Source organism: Mycobacterium cookii, assembly GCF_010727945.1.
GTDB classification, from domain to species: Bacteria; Actinomycetota; Actinomycetes; order Mycobacteriales; family Mycobacteriaceae; genus Mycobacterium; species Mycobacterium cookii.
Genome location: NZ_AP022569.1, coordinates 4,273,760 through 4,289,225 on the forward strand (window position 1 = coordinate 4,273,760; position 15,466 = coordinate 4,289,225).

General features: G+C 68.2%; 16 protein-coding genes. 11 read left to right on the forward strand and 5 right to left on the reverse strand.

The window, feature by feature from the left end:
* Positions 1 to 68 precede the first annotated feature (68 nt).
* Complete coding sequence (locus G6N27_RS20065) at positions 69 to 785, forward strand: VIT1/CCC1 transporter family protein (protein ID WP_163779442.1); 717 nt, start codon at positions 69 to 71, stop codon at positions 783 to 785.
* On the opposite strand, the gene G6N27_RS20070 is transcribed toward G6N27_RS20065, so the two are convergent.
* Positions 769 to 1,695 carry an aldo/keto reductase gene (locus G6N27_RS20070; RefSeq protein ID WP_163779444.1) on the reverse strand — a complete coding sequence of 309 codons (927 nt, stop codon included), beginning with the start codon at positions 1,693 to 1,695 and terminating at the stop codon, positions 769 to 771. The genes G6N27_RS20065 and G6N27_RS20070 overlap by 17 nt on opposite strands.
* Positions 1,696 to 1,778: 83 nt before the next feature.
* Here G6N27_RS20070 and G6N27_RS20075 point away from each other — a divergent pair, with 83 nt between their 5' ends.
* Positions 1,779 to 2,330 carry a TetR/AcrR family transcriptional regulator gene (locus G6N27_RS20075; RefSeq protein ID WP_163779446.1) on the forward strand — a complete coding sequence of 184 codons (552 nt, stop codon included), beginning with the start codon at positions 1,779 to 1,781 and terminating at the stop codon, positions 2,328 to 2,330.
* Between the two features lie 18 nt (positions 2,331 to 2,348).
* Positions 2,349 to 2,762, forward strand: a complete 414-nt coding sequence (locus tag G6N27_RS20080) for a PPOX class F420-dependent oxidoreductase (protein ID WP_163779447.1) — start codon at positions 2,349 to 2,351, stop codon at positions 2,760 to 2,762.
* A gap of 79 nt (positions 2,763 to 2,841) precedes the next feature.
* Here the strand turns inward: G6N27_RS20080 and fadD8 are convergent, their stop codons facing one another.
* Positions 2,842 to 4,443, reverse strand: coding sequence for a fatty-acid--CoA ligase FadD8 (gene fadD8 / locus G6N27_RS20085; RefSeq protein WP_163779450.1), 1,602 nt, complete (start codon positions 4,441 to 4,443; stop codon positions 2,842 to 2,844).
* 77 nt (positions 4,444 to 4,520) lie between these two features.
* Here fadD8 and G6N27_RS20090 point away from each other — a divergent pair, with 77 nt between their 5' ends.
* The 4 genes from G6N27_RS20090 to G6N27_RS20105 are packed head-to-tail and all read left to right on the forward strand — an operon-like array spanning position 4,521 to position 8,802.
* Positions 4,521 to 6,125 (forward strand): amidohydrolase, encoded by a 1,605-nt coding sequence (locus G6N27_RS20090; RefSeq protein WP_163779452.1) that lies wholly within the window; start codon positions 4,521 to 4,523, stop codon positions 6,123 to 6,125.
* Positions 6,126 to 6,175: 50 nt separating this feature from the next.
* Positions 6,176 to 7,072 (forward strand): o-succinylbenzoate synthase, encoded by an 897-nt coding sequence (locus tag G6N27_RS20095; RefSeq protein ID WP_232065144.1) that lies wholly within the window; start codon positions 6,176 to 6,178, stop codon positions 7,070 to 7,072.
* Positions 7,073 to 7,126: 54 nt separating this feature from the next.
* On the forward strand, positions 7,127 to 8,086 hold the full coding sequence (locus G6N27_RS20100; protein WP_163779455.1) for a GlxA family transcriptional regulator: 960 nt from the start codon (positions 7,127 to 7,129) through the stop codon (positions 8,084 to 8,086).
* On the forward strand, positions 8,083 to 8,802 hold the full coding sequence (locus tag G6N27_RS20105) for a DJ-1/PfpI family protein (protein WP_163779457.1): 720 nt from the start codon (positions 8,083 to 8,085) through the stop codon (positions 8,800 to 8,802). Before G6N27_RS20100 ends, G6N27_RS20105 begins: the two co-directional genes overlap by 4 nt.
* Here the strand turns inward: G6N27_RS20105 and G6N27_RS20110 are convergent.
* Positions 8,799 to 9,626, reverse strand: a complete 828-nt coding sequence (locus G6N27_RS20110) for an alpha/beta fold hydrolase (RefSeq protein ID WP_163779459.1) — start codon at positions 9,624 to 9,626, stop codon at positions 8,799 to 8,801. The two genes, G6N27_RS20105 and G6N27_RS20110, sit on opposite strands and share 4 nt — an antisense overlap.
* A gap of 88 nt (positions 9,627 to 9,714) precedes the next feature.
* Here G6N27_RS20110 and G6N27_RS20115 point away from each other — a divergent pair, with 88 nt between their 5' ends.
* The 3 genes from G6N27_RS20115 (at position 9,715) to G6N27_RS20125 (ending at position 12,766) form a co-directional block, all read left to right on the forward strand.
* Positions 9,715 to 10,503, forward strand: coding sequence for an alpha/beta fold hydrolase (locus tag G6N27_RS20115; RefSeq protein ID WP_163779461.1), 789 nt, complete (start codon positions 9,715 to 9,717; stop codon positions 10,501 to 10,503).
* Between the two features lie 95 nt (positions 10,504 to 10,598).
* Positions 10,599 to 12,227, forward strand: a complete 1,629-nt coding sequence (gene menD / locus G6N27_RS20120) for a 2-succinyl-5-enolpyruvyl-6-hydroxy-3-cyclohexene-1-carboxylic-acid synthase (RefSeq protein ID WP_163779463.1) — start codon at positions 10,599 to 10,601, stop codon at positions 12,225 to 12,227.
* A gap of 23 nt (positions 12,228 to 12,250) precedes the next feature.
* The gene (locus G6N27_RS20125; protein WP_163782085.1) at positions 12,251 to 12,766 is read left to right on the forward strand and encodes a DUF3592 domain-containing protein; all 516 of its coding nucleotides are present in this window, start codon (positions 12,251 to 12,253) and stop codon (positions 12,764 to 12,766) included.
* Here G6N27_RS20125 and G6N27_RS20130 read toward each other — a convergent pair.
* Positions 12,730 to 13,359, reverse strand: a complete 630-nt coding sequence (locus G6N27_RS20130; protein ID WP_232064701.1) for a DsbA family protein — start codon at positions 13,357 to 13,359, stop codon at positions 12,730 to 12,732. The genes G6N27_RS20125 and G6N27_RS20130 overlap by 37 nt on opposite strands.
* Positions 13,360 to 13,443: 84 nt before the next feature.
* Here G6N27_RS20130 and G6N27_RS20135 point away from each other — a divergent pair, with 84 nt between their 5' ends.
* Positions 13,444 to 14,598: a glycosyltransferase family 4 protein gene (locus G6N27_RS20135; RefSeq protein ID WP_197746511.1), complete on the forward strand. Its 1,155-nt coding sequence runs from the start codon at positions 13,444 to 13,446 to the stop codon at positions 14,596 to 14,598.
* Here G6N27_RS20135 and G6N27_RS20140 read toward each other — a convergent pair whose 3' ends face one another.
* Entirely contained in the window at positions 14,599 to 15,423 is an 825-nt protein-coding gene (locus tag G6N27_RS20140; RefSeq protein ID WP_163779467.1) for an SDR family oxidoreductase, read from the reverse strand.
* Positions 15,424 to 15,466 lie beyond the last annotated feature (43 nt).

Sequence of the window (15,466 nt, forward strand, 5' to 3'; positions counted from 1 at the left end):
CCTTCCGGCGCTTTGGCAAGGCTATGTTTCCTGGCGGCCGGGGCCGCGGGTGCTTATGGTGTTGCTCCGTGTCCGCAGGATCGCATCCCCATGAGCCGCATCTGGGCTCGTTCTCGTCACGGCTGAACTGGCTTCGGGCCGGCGTCTTGGGCGCCAACGACGGAATCGTCTCTACGGCAGGCATTGTCGTCGGTGTCGCCGCGGCGACCGTCGCCCGCGGCCCGATCGTCACCGCGGGCGTCGCCGGATTGGCCGCCGGCGCGGTGTCGATGGCGTTGGGCGAATACGTGTCGGTCAGCGCGCAGCGCGACACCGAACAAGCGTTGCTGGCAATAGAACGCGGCGAGCTCCACGCCGACCCCGAAGCCGAGCTGGACGAACTCACAGCCCTGCTCGAGGCCAAGGGTTTGTCCGCGGCGACCGCACGCACCGCCGCCGAGGAGCTCACCGATCACGACGTCATGGCCGCCCACGCCGACGTCGAACTCGGCGTCGATCCCGACGACCTGACCAATCCGTGGCAGGCCGCGTTCTCGTCGGCCTCGGCGTTCTCCGTCGGCGCACTGCTGCCGCTGATCGCCATCCTCACCGCGCCGGTCGCCTTGCGGATCCCGGTCACGGTGGTGGCCGTGCTGCTCGCGTTGCTGGTCACCGGAGTGGTGTCGGCGCATCTCGGCCGCGCTCCGAAAATTCGTGCGGCCCTTCGCAATTTCATCGGTGGCGGCTTGGCTCTCGCGGTGACCTACGCGATCGGTCACCTCGTCGGGCTCAGTGGCGTTGGGTGAACTCTTCGATGCCATGACTGGGCGGGCCGGCGTTCGGCTCGCTGACAGCGTCCAAGCGCGCCAGCTGGTCTGCGCTCAGCTCGACGTCGCCCGCGCCGATGTTCTCCTCGAGGTGGTCGATCGACTTGGTGCCGGCGATCAGCAAGGTGTTCGGCGCATGGGCCAGCAGCCAGGCCAGCCCGACCTGGGCCGGCGTGACGTTAAGCTCGCCGGCGATCGCTCGCACCACGTCGTTGTCGGCCACCTTCGGGAAGCCGGGGAACGCCGACCCGAGCGGAAAGAACGGCACCCAGGCGATTCCTTCGGCGATACAGAGGTCGAGCATCGCCTCATGTGAACGGTCGAGCAGGCTGTAGGCGTTCTGCACGCAGACAATGCCCGCGGGCAACGCGCGCTGCAGGATCTCCAGCGGCACACTGCTGATCCCGATCCCACCGATCTTGCCTTCGTCGCGCAGCGCGATCATCTCGGCCAATTGGTCGTCCACGTCGACGATCTGGTCGCCTTCGGGGGCCACGCCCGGTCCCAGGTCCATCCGGCGCAGGTTCACCACTGGTATCTGGTCGAGGCCGAGTTGGCCCAGGTCGTCTTCGACGGCCGCGCGCAGTTCGGCGGGCCGCTGGGCCGCGGCCAGCGGTACCGGCTCGCCGCCGGTGTATCGGGCGCCGACCTTGCTGACCAGAACGAGGTCGTCGCGGTAGGGCGCCAGCGCCGCGTGGATGCGGCGATTCACCTCGCCGGGGCCGTAGAACGACGCGGTGTCGATGTGGTCGACCCCGAGTTCGACGGCCCGGCGCAACACCGCGGCGGCCTCGTCGGGCGACGGTTCGAAGAGTTGCATAGCGCCGAAGCCGATTCGCGCGACGCTCTGGCCGCCGATAACGGTGACGCCGCCGGGTTTGTCTGACATGGTGCTCCCTGATTCGTGCGACACTGAAACAATGCGGAGGTTCCTCCGCTTACCAACATAGCATAACCGGAGGAGGCTCCGCTTTGGCTGGGGGTGTTCGGTCCGACGCGCGCCGCAATCGGGAGAAGCTGCTCGAGGTGGCGACCGCGGCGTTCGCCGCCGCGGACGGGAAGCCGGTGTCGCTGGAGTCGATCGCGCGTGATGCCGGTGTCGGGATCGGCACGCTCTACCGCCATTTCCCCACCCGGGAAGCCCTCGTCGAGGCGATTTACCGCGCCGAGCTCGCCGAGGTGGCCGCCGTCGCCGAACAGCTGCTCAGCCGGAACCCGCCCGCGACGGCACTGCGTCGCTGGATGGATCGCTACGCCAGCTTCGTCGCCGCCAAGCGCGGCATGGCCGAATCGCTACACGCGATGTTCGATTCGGGCGCCATAGAGCGGAGCGCGACTCGCGACAGCATCGTCGGCGCCGTCGACCTGCTGCTGCGAGCCGGCGTCGACGACGGCAGCCTGCGCTCCGACGTGCGCGCCGACGACGTGGTATCCAGCCTGATCGGCATCTTCCTGGCCAGCGGCTCGCCCGAGCAGACCGGCCGGCTGCTCGACCTTCTGGTCGCCGGAATATCTCAGCGCTGACCGTGGCTTCATGCAGACATGAAACTCAACGACGCAGCGCGTGAACTCATCGGTGACGGCGTCGACGCCACCCTGGTCACGGTGAATCCCGACGGCAGTCCCCAGGTATCGCTGGTCTGGGTGGCCTTGCGATCGACCCCCGACGGCGACGAGTTGGTGACCGCACATCTCGCCGAGCACAAGAAGGTCCGCAACATTCGCCGCGACCCTCGCGTCGCCGTGACGATCGCCGATCCGGGCGACATGGGCAAGAAGCTACGGCCGTATCTCGCGATCGACGGCACCGCGCGGATCGAAGAGGGCGGCGCACCGGAGCTGCTCACCGCCCTGTCCGGGGTGTTGTTGGACCCCAACGCGTTTCCGCCGAAGGATGCGCCACCCGGATTCGTGACCCATATCCGCATCGACAAAGTCGGCGGCGTCGGGCTCTAGCACCTAGCCGTCGAGCGCCCGACCTGCCGGGCGTTGGGATGCGAGCGCCCAGTTGGCCGGGCGCTCGAGCCCCGAGGCTCTAGCCGACGGCCCGGCCCGCGCCTTCCCAGAACCTCGCCCGCACAGCCTTTTTGTCCGGCTTGCCCAGACCTGTCAACGGCAGCGCGTCGACGATCTCGATCCGCTTGGGTGACTGCACCGAGCCCTTACGCTCCTTGACCGCGGCCTGGATCTCGGCGGTCATCGTGTCGATCGCCGCCTCGTCGGTTGGCGCGTCGGACCGCAACACCACCACGGCGGTGACGGCCTCGCCCCACTTGTCGTCGGGTGTCCCGACCACGCACACCTGGGCGATCGAAGGATGTTCGGCCACAACGTCTTCCACCTCGCGGGGAAACACGTTGAATCCGCCCGTGACGATCATGTCCTTGACCCGGTCGACGATGAAGTAGAAGCCGTCTTCGTCCTCGCGGGCCATGTCGCCGGTGTGCAGCCAGCCGTCCTTGAAGGTGTCGGCCGTCGCCTCGGGCAGATTCCAGTAGCCGCCGGCCAAAAGTGGCCCGCTGACACAGATTTCGCCCGGCTCGCCTTGCGGCACCGGCTTGCCGTCCTCGCCGAGCAATGCCACGCGGGCGAACAACGTCGGGCGCCCGCACGACGTCAGCCGCTTCTCGTCGTGATCGGCCTTGGCCAGATACGTGATCGCCATCGGCGCCTCGGACTGGCCGTAGTACTGGGCGAAGATCGGCCCGAACCGCCGGATCGCCTCGGCCAGCCGCACCGGGTTCATCGCCGAGGCGCCGTAGTAAACGGTCTCCAACGACGACAGGTCCCGGGTGTGCGAATCCGGGTGGTCCATCAGCGCATAGAGCATCGACGGCACCAGCATGGTCGCCGTGATCTTCTGTTCTTCAATGGTTTTCAGCACCTCGGCGGGATCGAACTTGCTCAACACCACCATCTCGCCGCCCTTGACCACGGTGGGCGTGAAGAACGCCGCACCGGCGTGCGACAGCGGCGTGCACATCAGAAAGCGCGGGGTTTCCGGCCACTCCCACTCGGCGAGCTGGATCTGGGTCATCGCGGCGATGTTCCCCGTGGTACCCATGACGCCCTTGGGCTTGCCGGTGGTCCCGCCGGTGTAGGCCATGCCCCCGATGTGGTCCGGTGCCAGCTCGGCGACCACCAACGGCTTGGGCTGGTATTTGGCCGCCTCGGCCGACAGGTCGACCGCGTGCCCCTTCAGCGCCTCGGGAACCGGGCCGATGGTGAGGATCTGCTTGAGCGAGTCCACCTTCTCCAGCAGGCCCAGCGCGCGCTCGACGAACATCGGGTTGGGGTCGACGATCAGCGAGCTGGCGCCGCAGTCGGAGAGTACGTAGGCGTGGTCATCGAGTGAGCCGAGCGGGTGCAGGGCGGTGCGCCGGTAGCCCTGGGTCTGGCTGGCGCCGAGGATCATCAGCACCTCGGGACGGTTCAGCGCCAGCAGGCCGACGGTGACGCCGGTGCCGGCGCCCAAGGCCTCGAATGCCTGGGTGTACTGGCTGATCCGCTCGGCCAATTGACCGCCGGTCAGGGTGGTGTCGCCGAGGAACAGCACCGGGCGGTTCTTGTGGCGCTTGAGCGCGCCCACCAGCAAGTGGCCGTTGTGGGTCGGATGGCGCAACAGATCGTCACTCATGTGGCCAGACTAGAACGTGTTGCAATTTCTGTCTGCAACCCCCTGGGATACCCCAACCATCACTAGCATTCGTGGACATGGCCGCCGCAGATGTCGTCATGTACGGAACCGTGTTGACCGTCGACGACGCCCAGCCCACGGCTGAGGCGCTGGCGGTCGCCGACGGCCGGATCGTCGCCGTCGGCGATCGGTCCGTCGTCGCCGCCCGGGTCGGCCCCGACACCCAGGTCATCGACCTCGGCGACGGCTGTGTGATGCCGGGATTCATTGAGGCGCATGGCCATCCGCTGATGGAGGCGATCGCCCTGTCGGACCGCATCGTCGACATCCGGCCGGTCATCATGCGCGGCGCCGACGAGGTCGTCGACGCGGTCCGCCGCGAAGTCGCCGGCCGCGGGTCCGCCGGGGCCTACCTCAACGGCTGGGATCCGCTGCTCCAGCCCGGCCTACCGGCGCCGACGCTGACCTGGCTGGACGACGTCGCACCGGACGGACCGCTGGTCATCATCCACAACTCCGGGCACAAGGCCTACTTCAATTCGCTCGCCGCCAAACTCAACGGCCTGAACCGCGACACCCCGGACCCCAAGGGCGCCAAATACGGCCGCGACGCGAACGGCGAACTCGACGGCTCCGCCGAAGAGATCGGCGCGGTGTTCCCCCTGCTGGGCGGGGCGATCTCGCCGAACGACTTCCCGGCGATGTTGCTGGCCGAATGCGCCCGGCTCAACCGCGCGGGCCTGACCATGTGTTCGGAGATGGCGTTCGACCCGAATTTCCGTCCGCTGGTCGAGCACCTGCGCGACCAGTTGTCGGTCCGGCTGCGTACCTATGAGGTCTCTAACGCAGCGATGTCGACCACCGCCGCGCCAGGCGACGGTGACGACATGGTGCGTCAGGTCGGCATCAAGTGCTGGGTCGACGGCTCGCCGTGGGTGGGCAACATCGCGCTGTCGTTCCCGTATCTGGATACCGCCGCGACCCGGGCCATCGGCGTGACGCCGGGCTCCTGCGGCTGCGCCAACTACACCGCCGAACAGCTCACCGAGATCGTCGGCGCCTACTACCCGCACGGCTGGCAGATGGCCTGTCACGTCCAGGGCGACGCCGGGGTGGACACCATCCTCGACGTATACGATCAAGCGCTGCAACGCAATCCACGCGCAGACCATCGCTTGCGGCTCGAGCATGTCGGCGCGATCCGGCCCGAGCAACTTCAACGTGCCGCGAACCTCGGCGTCACCTGCAGCATCTTCGTCGACCAGATTCACTACTGGGGCGACGTCATCGTCGACGGCCTGTTCGGCGAAGAGCGCGGATCCCGTTGGATGCCGGCAGGTTCCGCGGTGGCCACCGGCATGCGCATCTCGCTGCACAACGATCCGCCGGTCACCCCCGAGGAGCCGCTGCGCAACATCAGCGTCGCCGTGACGCGCACAGCGCCGAGCGGCCGGGTGCTGGGCCCCGAAGAGCGGCTCACCGTCGAGCAGGCGATTCGGGCGCAGACCATCGACGCGGCGTGGCAGCTGTTCGCCGACGACATCGTCGGCTCACTGGAAGTCGGCAAGTACGCCGATCTGGTTGTGCTGTCGGCCGATCCGCGCGCCGTGCCGCCGGAGCACATCGCCGACTTGGACGTTCGCGCAACGTATTTGGCGGGGCGCCGGGTCTACGCGCAGTGAGCGTCGTACTGGACGACGTGCTGGACCGCCTGCACGTGGTGTCGCTGCCGATGCGGGTGCGCTTCCGCGGCATCACCACTCGCGAAGTGGCGCTGATCGACGGCCCAAGCGGCTGGGGCGAATTCGGCGCGTTCCTGGAATACGACGACGCCGAAGCCGCGCACTGGCTGGCTGCCGCGCTCGACTCGGCCTACCGGATGCCGCCGCCGCCGCTGCGGATGCGTATCGAGGTGAACGCCACTGTGCCCGCGGTGCCCGCCGAGCAGGTGCCCGAGATCATGGCTCGCTTTCCCGGCGCCCGCACCGCCAAGGTGAAGGTTGCCGAACCCGGCCAGAGCCTCGACGACGACGTGTCCCGGGTCGACGCGGTGCGCGCGCTGGTGCCGACCGTGCGGGTCGACGCCAACGGCGCCTGGACGGTCGAGCAGGCCGTCGCAGCTGCCAGGGCCCTCGGCCCGTTGGAGTATCTCGAGCAACCGTGCGCCACCGTCGAGGAACTAGCCCAGGTGCGCCGTCAGGTCGACGTGCCGGTGGCCGCCGACGAGAGTATCCGCAAGGCCGGCGACCCGCTGGCCGTGGTGCGCGCCGGCGCCGCCGATATCGCGGTGCTGAAAGTCGCTCCGCTGGGCGGTATTTCGGCGTTGCTGACCATCGCCGGGCAGATCGACATCCCGGTCGTGGTGTCCAGCGCGCTCGACTCGGCGGTGGGCATCGCGACTGGCCTGTCCGCCGCCTCGGCGCTGCCGGAGCTGCGACATGCCTGCGGGCTGGGCACCGGCCGACTGTTCGTCGAGGACGTCGCCGAACCCCTCGCCGCCGTCGACGGCTACCTGCCGGTCGGGCCGGTGACGCCCGACCCGGCGCGGTTGCAGGCGCTGGCCGCGCCACCGCAGCGGCGACAGTGGTGGATCGACCGGGTGAAGGCCTGCTATCCGTTGATGTCCTGATTTGTGGGGTACATGGCGTAGACGCCACGGCACTGTGTCGTCGACACTGATCGCATGACGCGAAAAGTGCTGATCGTCGGGTTTCCCGGCATCCAGGGACTGGACCTGGTCGGCCCGTTCGAGGTGTTCACCTCCGCGTCGCTGGCCGTGCAGGGCAGCGAGCCGGCCTACCAGCCGATGGTGGTGTCGCTCGACGGGCAGCCGGTGACCACCGAGACCGGGCTGAGCTTCGGCGCCGTCGACCTGCCCGACCCCACCGAACCCGTCGACACCCTGGTGCTGCCGGGCGGTCGCGGAGCACGCACCGAGCGGCGCGACCCGCGCCTGATCGACTGGATCGTCGCGGCGGCGCCGCACGCCCGCCGCGTCGTCACGGTCTGCACCGGTGCGTTTCTGGCCGCGCACGCCGGCCTGCTCGACGGTTGCCGGGCGACCACGCACTGGGCCTATGCGAACCAGCTGGCGCGCGAATTCCCGGCCGTCGACGTCGACCCGGATCCGATCTTCCTGCGCAGCTCGCCGAAGGTGTGGACGGCGGCGGGCGTCAGCGCCGGCATCGACCTGGCGCTGGCACTGGTCGAGGAGGACTACGGCACCGAGATTGCCCAGACGGTGGCCCGCTGGCTGGTGCTCTACCTCCGGCGTCCCGGCGGCCAAACACAATTCGCCGCGCCGGTCTGGGTGGCCCGCGCCAAACGCGAACCGATCCGCGCCGTGCAGGACGCCGTCGAGTCCGAGCCCGGTGGCCCGTACAGCATCACCGAGCTGGCGCGCCTGGCCGCGATGAGCCCGCGGCACTTCACCCGGGTGTTCACCGACGAGGTCGGCGAAGCACCCGGCGCCTATGTGGAGCGCGTCCGCACCGAGGCGGCCCGTCGTCAACTCGAGCAGACCGACGACACCGTGGTGGCCATCGCGACCCGGTGCGGCTTCGGCACCGCGGAAACCATGCGCCGCAACTTTATTCGACGTATCGGCATCTCACCCGACCAGTACAGGAGGACATTCGCATGACCCAGATCGCGATCGTGTTGTACCCAGGATTCACCGCACTGGACTTCATCGGCCCCTACGAAGTGCTGCACCGGCTGCCCGACGCCGAGGTCCGCTTCGTCTGGCACGAGCCGGGCCCGATCACCGCCGACTCGGACGTACTCGTTATCGGAGCCACCCACTCGTTTGCCGAAACCCCTTCGCCGGATGTCATTTTGGTGCCGGGCGGACCGACCACCGTCGAACACGCCCGCGACGAGAAGCTGCTGAACTGGGTGCGCACCGCCCACCAGACTGCGACCTGGACGACCTCGGTGTGCACGGGTTCGCTCATCCTGGCCGCCGCCGGCTTGCTCGACGGTAAACGGGCCACCTCGCACTGGAGCGTGTTGCCTTTGCTGAAAACGCTGGGCGTCAATGCGGTTGGCGATGAGCGGGTGGTGCACGAAGGAGACATCGTCAGCAGCGCCGGGGTGTCGGCCGGCATCGATCTGGCGTTGTGGTTGGCCGGCGAAATCGGCGGCGAAGACCGCGCCAAGGCCATCCAGTTGGGAATCGAATACGACCCGCAGCCGCCGTTCGACTCCGGCCACATGTCCAAGGCCTCGGCGAAAACCAAGGCCGTCGCCACCGCGTCGCTGGCCCGCGACGTCTCGCTACCGGCGACGCTGAGCGCCGGTACGCAGCTGCTGTGGAATCGCGCGCTGACGGCGGCGCGGGGCAAGGCCCGTCGCTAGGCGGCGATAGCGTCGATCACCGCATTCGGATTGTCGAGTGAGACAAAAGTTTTGGCGCCCGGCACCTCGATGAGCTTGCTGTTGCTGAACACCTCGGCCAACCGTCGGCCCAAGCTCGGCGTGAAGCAACGGTCGCCCTGGCCCCAGACCAGCGTCACCGGCTTGGCGAATCGTCGCAGCCGGGCGGCGACATCGGTGAGATCGGTCCGGGCGACCTGACGCAGCAGCGCCGCCAGATCACGGCAGATGCGGGCGTCGTCCAGACACGGCTGCAGCCACGCCGCGGTCAGCTCCGGATCGGGTCGGCTGATCAGCAGCCCGAAACCCAGCGCGGAGTTCCGCAGCGCCGCCAGCTGCATGGGCCGGAACATCGCCCTGATCGAGATGGGTCCGCGCAGCACGCCGAACACCTTGTCGAACGGGAACGGCGGGCACTTGTCGAAGGCATCGCAATTGGTCAGCACCAGCCGGCCGATCCGCTCCGGGTGGGCGTCGACCGCCAGCTGGCAGATCCCGCCGCCGGTGTTGCTGCCGACCAGCGTCACGTCGGACAGGTCGAGGGCCTCGATCGCGTCGGTGACGATCCCGGCGACACCCTGTAGCGAGAGCGCGTCGACGTCGTTGACCGGGATTCGGTGCGAGCCCAGCGGCAGGGTCGGCACGATGCAGCGGTAACCGCGCCGTCCCAGGTCTTCGGCGACATCACGCCACAGGTTCCCGTCTACCAGAATGCCGTGGACGAAGAACACCGTCGGATGCGCAGAATCCTGCGGCCCGAATTGCTGGTATTCGATGGTGGCCTGCTTGAGTGCGAGCTGTGTCATACACACAGTCAAGGCCGAACCCGCTGCCAGGTCGCCTCCGCAGGCTGCCAAATACTGCCAACGCGCGACATCGCGTAGTTTCGTCGTCGTGATCAACCTGGCTTACGACGTCAGCGGGACCGGCGAACCGGTCCTCTTCATCGCCGGCCGCGGCGGTCTGGGACGCACCTGGCACCTGCATCAGGTCCCGGCGTTTCAGGCAGCCGGTTTCCGTGTCATCACGTTCGACAACCGCGGGGTAGGCGCGACGGCCAATGCCGACGGATTCACCATCGAGACGATGGTCGCGGACACGATCGCGCTGATCGAATCTCTGGGCGTCGGTCCGGTGCGCATCGTCGCGGTGTCGATGGGCGCCTACATCACCCAAGAGCTGCTGCTGGTCCGGCCCGATCTGGTGAGTCAGGCGGCGTTGATGGCCACCAGGGGGCGCCTCGACAAGGCCCGCGAGTTTTTCCGTAGCGCCGAGGACGAGTTCGCCGCGTCGGGCGTGCAAATGCCGACGTCCTACGATGCGAAGTTCCGTTTGCTGGAGAGTTTTTCCCCGAAGACGTTGAGCAACGACGAAGTCGTCGCCGAGTGGATCGGCATGTTCAGCATCTGGCCGATCAAGATCACCCCTGGGTTCGTGTGCCAAGGCAAAGCGTCGCCGCAGGGCAACCGGGTGCCCGCCTATCAGCGCATTCAGACCCCGGCGCTGGTGCTGGGCTTCGCCGACGACGTGGTGACGCCGCCGCATCTGGGCAAAGAAGTCGCCGACGCGATGCCCAACGCCAGTTACCTGAAAGTCGCCGATACCGGTCATCTCGGGTTCCTCGAGCGGCCGGAGTTGATCAACAACACGATCATCAACTTTTTCAAACAGGGCCGTCCTTGACGTTTAGAGAGCCCGCCCTGACGTCACCGGGACTGTTGGTCGGGCTCCTCAGCGGACCCAGGGGGTCCGCATCGTCACCCGACTAGGCTGGTCTGGTGAATCCCTCGACGGCCCAGGCCCGCGTCGTCGTCGACGAACTGATCCGCGGCGGCGTCCGCGACGTGGTGCTGTGCCCCGGCTCGCGTAACGCCCCACTGGCGTTCGCACTGCAGGACGCCGACCGGGCGGGCCGAGTTCGGCTGCATGTCCGCATCGACGAGCGCACCGCTGGTTTTCTGGCGATCGGGTTGGCGATCGGCGCGGGCACGCCGGTGTGTGTCGCGATGACGTCGGGAACCGCGGTGGCCAACCTGGGCCCCGCCGTCGTGGAGGCCAACTACGCGCGGGTGCCGCTGATCGTGCTGTCGGCCAACCGGCCCTACGAACTGCTCGGCACCGGCGCAAACCAGACCATGGAGCAGCTGGGCTATTTCGGCACCCAGGTCCGCGCCATGATCAGCCTCGGCCTGGCCGAGAACGCGCCCGAGCGGATGGATTCGCTCAACGCGACGTGGCGGTCGGCGACCTGCCGGGTGCTGGCCGCCGCCACCGGTTCCCGCACCGCCAACGCCGGGCCGGTGCAATTCGACATCCCGTTGCGCGAGCCGCTGGTGCCGGACCGCGATCCCGGGCCCACTCCGCCCGGTCGGCCGGGCGGCAAGCCGTGGACCTACACCCCGGCGGTCACCTTCGACCAGCCGCTGGACATCGACCTGAGCCCCGACACCGTCGTCATCGCCGGTCACGGCGCCGGCGAGCAACCCAACCTGGCCGCGCTGCCGACCGTCGCCGAGCCGACCGCGCCGGCCGCCACCAACCCGCTGCACCCGCTGGCGCTACCGCTACTGCGCCCGCAGCAGGTGATCATGCTGGGCCGGCCCACCCTGCACCGACCGGTGTCGACGTTGCTGGCCGACTCGGCCGTGCCGGTCTACGCGCTGACCACCGGACCGCGCTGGCCCGACGTCTCCGGGAACTCGCTAGCCACCGGGACCCGCGCGGTGACCACGGGTGAGCCGAATCCGGCGTGGTTGCGCCGCTGCGCCGAACTCAACGAGCATGCGAACGCCGCGGTGCGCGGCCAGCTGGCCGACCACCCGCTGACCACCGGCCTGCATGTCGCCGCCGCCGTCGCCGACGCGCTGCGCCCCGGCGACCAGCTGGTGCTCGGCGCCTCCAACCCGGTGCGCGACGCCGCGCTCGTCGGGCTGAATCCACAGGGCATCAAAGTGCGCTCCAACCGCGGCGTTGCCGGCATCGACGGCACGGTGTCCACCGCGATCGGGGCGGCGCTGGCACATGACCGGACGGGCGGTCGGACGGTGGCGCTGATCGGCGATCTGACCTTCGTGCACGACAGCTCCGGGCTGCTGATCGGGCCGACCGAGCCGGTGCCGGCCGACCTGACCATCGTGGTGTCCAACGACAACGGCGGCGGCATCTTCGAACTGCTCGAGCAGGGCGACCCGCGGTTCTCCGACGTGTCCGCCCGGGTGTTCGGCACCCCGCACGACGTCGACGTCGGCGCGTTGTGCCGCGCCTATCACATCGACAGCCGCCAGATCGAGGTCGAGCAACTCGGCGCCGCGCTCGACGAGCCGGCCGCCGGCCTGCGGGTGCTCGAGGTCAAGGCCGACCGGTCCTCGCTGCGGCAGCTGCACGCCGCGATCAAGGCCGCTCTGTGAATCGACTCGCCCGCGCTCTCGCGGTGCTGAAAGCCTGGGCCCGCATCCTCATTCACGGTCGCAGCGGCGAGTTTCCGAACACCCGGGGGCATCGCGCCGTGCGCTACGCACGGATCGCGGTCCTGATCGTCGGCGGATTGGTCATGCTGCAGTCGCTGCTACTGGTGGCCGGCGCGATGCGCGACGATCTTGCCATTTCGCGCGACATGGGTGTGGCCGAGGCCGAGGTGCTCGACGCGGGTCCGCGGCGCTCGACGATCGAGTTCGTCACGCCGGACCGGGTCACCTACCGGCCGGAGCTTGGTGTGCTGTATCCATCCGAATTGGCAACGGGGATGAGGATTTACGTCGAATACGACAAACGCAATCCCAATCTGGTCCGGGTGCAGCACCGCACCGCCAAGCTGGCGATCATTCCGGCCGGCTCGATCGCGGTGGTCGGCTTTCTGGTCGCCGCGGGCGCGCTGACCGGTCTGGCCTTCCTCGACAAGCGATTGGACCGTCAGCTGGCCAGTGCGTCGAGCCAGGCCGAATCCTGAGTATCGACAACGCTTTTGGTGTTGAGATTGTAGACCGTCGGGGTGCCGGGATTGTCGGGGCTCTCGTCTTTCAGGCGCGCGCTGTTGGCGTCGTTGACCGCGCCTGCGTCGATCACGTTGTCGCCAGACGCGATTCGGTCGGCCAGCCAATCTGGCACGCCGGATTCGCGGGCCATCGCGGCGACGTCGCCGGCGCTCGGGCCGTCTTTGCTCTGGTGGCGGTAGATGTCTTGCACGAAGGCCTGATACGCGTTCGGCGGCGTGGCAAGGTCAGCGGCGACGAACAGCGCGTTGGTGACCCGCGCGGACACGTCGTTGTGATGGCGAGGGTCCAAGAAAGTCAGCCAACGGTAGGTGATCGCGACCCGGCCGCTCGCCACCGCGCCGGCCAGCTTGTCGCCGTCGGTCGACTCGAACTCGGCGCAGTACGGGCATTGCGGGTCGCAGAAGATCTCCAACTGCACTGGGGCCACTGGTGATCCGACGAGAACGCCGTTACCGTCTAGGGTTCGTGGGACAAGCGCATGCGCGGTCGGGGTGCTGAACATCACGATCCCCAGTGCCGCCGCCAATACGCCCAGGTAGGACCGCATTGTCAGACCCCCTTTGTGTCAGAGTTCGTGTCGCGTATGCCAGTCGGTAACCATATCGACAGAAGGCGCTGTCACCTTGATGGTGTGCGCGTAGCGATTGTCGCCGAGTCCTTTCTCCCGCACGTCAACGGCGTGAGCAACTCCGTCATCCGTACCCTCGAGCACCTGCGCCGCACCGGCCACGAGGCGCTCGTCATTGCCCCCGACACTCCATACGGCGAGGAACCAGCCGATCGTCTCTACGACGGTATCCGAGTGCATCGAGTGCCGTCATGGATGTTCCCGAAGGTGACCACCCTTCCGCTAGGTCTTCCGCTGCCGCGAATTCTGCGCGTGCTGCGCGGATTCGAGCCCGATGTCGTGCATTTGGCGTCGCCGGCGCTGCTCGGTTGGGGCGGAGTGAAGGCCGCCCGACGGCTCGGGGTCCCGACCGTCGCGGTGTACCAGACCGACGTGCCGGGTTTCGCGGCCAGTTACGGGATCGGCATCACCGAGAAGGCGGCCTGGGCCTGGTTCCGCCACCTGCACCGCCTAGCCGACCGCACCTTGGCACCGTCCACGGCGACAATGGAATCCCTTGTCGAGCACGGTATTCCGCGGGTGCACAAGTGGGCCCGCGGGGTGGACATGATCGGCTACGCGCCGTCGGCCCGCGACGAGGCATTGCGCCGGCACTGGTCACCGGACGGCAAGCCGATCGTCGGCTTCGTCGGCCGGCTCGCGCCGGAGAAGCACGTCGAGCGCCTGGCCTCGCTGGCTTCCGGCGGCGACGTTCAGGTGGTCATCGTCGGCGACGGGGTCGACCGTGCCAAGCTCCAATCGGCTATGCCGACAGCGGTTTTCACCGGGGCGTTGTACGGCGAAGAACTCGCCGCGGCGTATGCCAGCATGGACGTCTTCGTGCATGCCGGTGAGCACGAGACGTTCTGCCAAGTCGTGCAGGAAGCGTTGGCATCCGGGCTGCCGGTGATCGCCCCCAATGCCGGTGGACCACGCGACCTGGTGACGCCGTGGCGCACCGGATTGCTGTTGGGAGTCAAGGAATTCGAGGCGCAACTGCCCAACGCCGTCAAGCACCTGCTCGAGGACCGGCAGCGCTACTCGGTGGCCGCCCGTAAGAGCATCCTCGAGCGCAGCTGGCCCGCGATCTGCGACGAGCTGCTTGGCCATTATGAGGCGGTGCTGTCGCCGATCGCCCGGGCGCGGGTGGCCCGCAGGCAGCACGCCCAGGGCGAATAGCTAGCCCTGCGCCAACTCGGCGACCGGCTGCCACTGCTCCCATACCCGCAGCCGTTCTTCGTAGTCGGCCTTCGCCAGCCCCAGCGGGGCCTCGCCGAAGAACACCCGCAACGGCGGCTGCTCGGCATCGACGACTTTGAGCACCGCCGCGGCCGAGGCTTTCGGATCACCCGGCGCGGCCCAGCGCTTCTTACGCCACTCTTCGGTGGCCTTGTGCACGTCGGCGTAGGCGGGCAGTTCCTGCGCCCGCCTCGACGACGACCCGGACCAGTCGGTGTCGTAACCGGCCGGTTCGATCAGCGTGACGTGCACGCCGAACGGCGCGACTTCCTGGGCCAGCGACTGCGAGAAACCCTCAAGCGCCCACTTCGACGCGTGGTAGATGCCGACGTTCGGGAACGCGACGATGCCGCCGATCGACGACACCTGAACGATGTGGCCGCTGCCCTGTTCGCGCAGGTAGGGCAGGGCGGCCTGGGTGACCCACAGCGCCCCGAACACGTTCGTCTCGAACTGGTCCCGGGCGTCCTGCTCGGAGACTTCCTCGACAAAGCCGAACTGGCCGTAGCCGGCGTTGTTGACGACGACGTCGAGGCGTCCGAAGTGGTCATGGGCCTGTTCGACCGCGGCGAAGTCCGCGGCGCGATCGGTGACGTCCAACTGGATCGGCAGAATCGCGTCGCCGTATTTGGTGACTAGATCGTCCAGCGACGCGGTGTCGCGAGCGGTGGCCGCGACCTTGTCGCCACGCTCCAGAGCGGCGATCGCCCATTCCCGTCCGAAGCCACGCGAGGTACCGGTGATAAACCAAACTTTTTCAGCCATGACCGTGTGCAACGCGCGCCCCGGCCCTGCATTCCCTGTGCCC

What these genes read in the sequence shown, in the direction of transcription:
- fadD8 (WP_163779450.1), bottom strand. Translation starts at nt 4,443, where the DNA reads ATGAGTGACGATCTGTTGCGCCATCCGACCCACAACGGCCACTTGCTG.
- G6N27_RS20080 (WP_163779447.1), top strand. Translation starts at nt 2,349, where the DNA reads ATGAAACTCAACGACGCAGCGCGTGAACTCATCGGTGACGGCGTCGAC.
- G6N27_RS20110 (WP_163779459.1), bottom strand. Translation starts at nt 9,626, where the DNA reads ATGACACAGCTCGCACTCAAGCAGGCCACCATCGAATACCAGCAATTC.
- G6N27_RS20105 (WP_163779457.1), top strand. Translation starts at nt 8,083, where the DNA reads ATGACCCAGATCGCGATCGTGTTGTACCCAGGATTCACCGCACTGGAC.
- G6N27_RS20070 (WP_163779444.1), bottom strand. Translation starts at nt 1,695, where the DNA reads ATGTCAGACAAACCCGGCGGCGTCACCGTTATCGGCGGCCAGAGCGTC.
- G6N27_RS20095 (WP_232065144.1), top strand. Translation starts at nt 6,176, where the DNA reads ATGCGGGTGCGCTTCCGCGGCATCACCACTCGCGAAGTGGCGCTGATC.
- G6N27_RS20130 (WP_232064701.1), bottom strand. Translation starts at nt 13,359, where the DNA reads ATGCGGTCCTACCTGGGCGTATTGGCGGCGGCACTGGGGATCGTGATG.
- G6N27_RS20090 (WP_163779452.1), top strand. Translation starts at nt 4,521, where the DNA reads ATGGCCGCCGCAGATGTCGTCATGTACGGAACCGTGTTGACCGTCGAC.
- G6N27_RS20100 (WP_163779455.1), top strand. Translation starts at nt 7,127, where the DNA reads ATGACGCGAAAAGTGCTGATCGTCGGGTTTCCCGGCATCCAGGGACTG.
- G6N27_RS20140 (WP_163779467.1), bottom strand. Translation starts at nt 15,423, where the DNA reads ATGGCTGAAAAAGTTTGGTTTATCACCGGTACCTCGCGTGGCTTCGGA.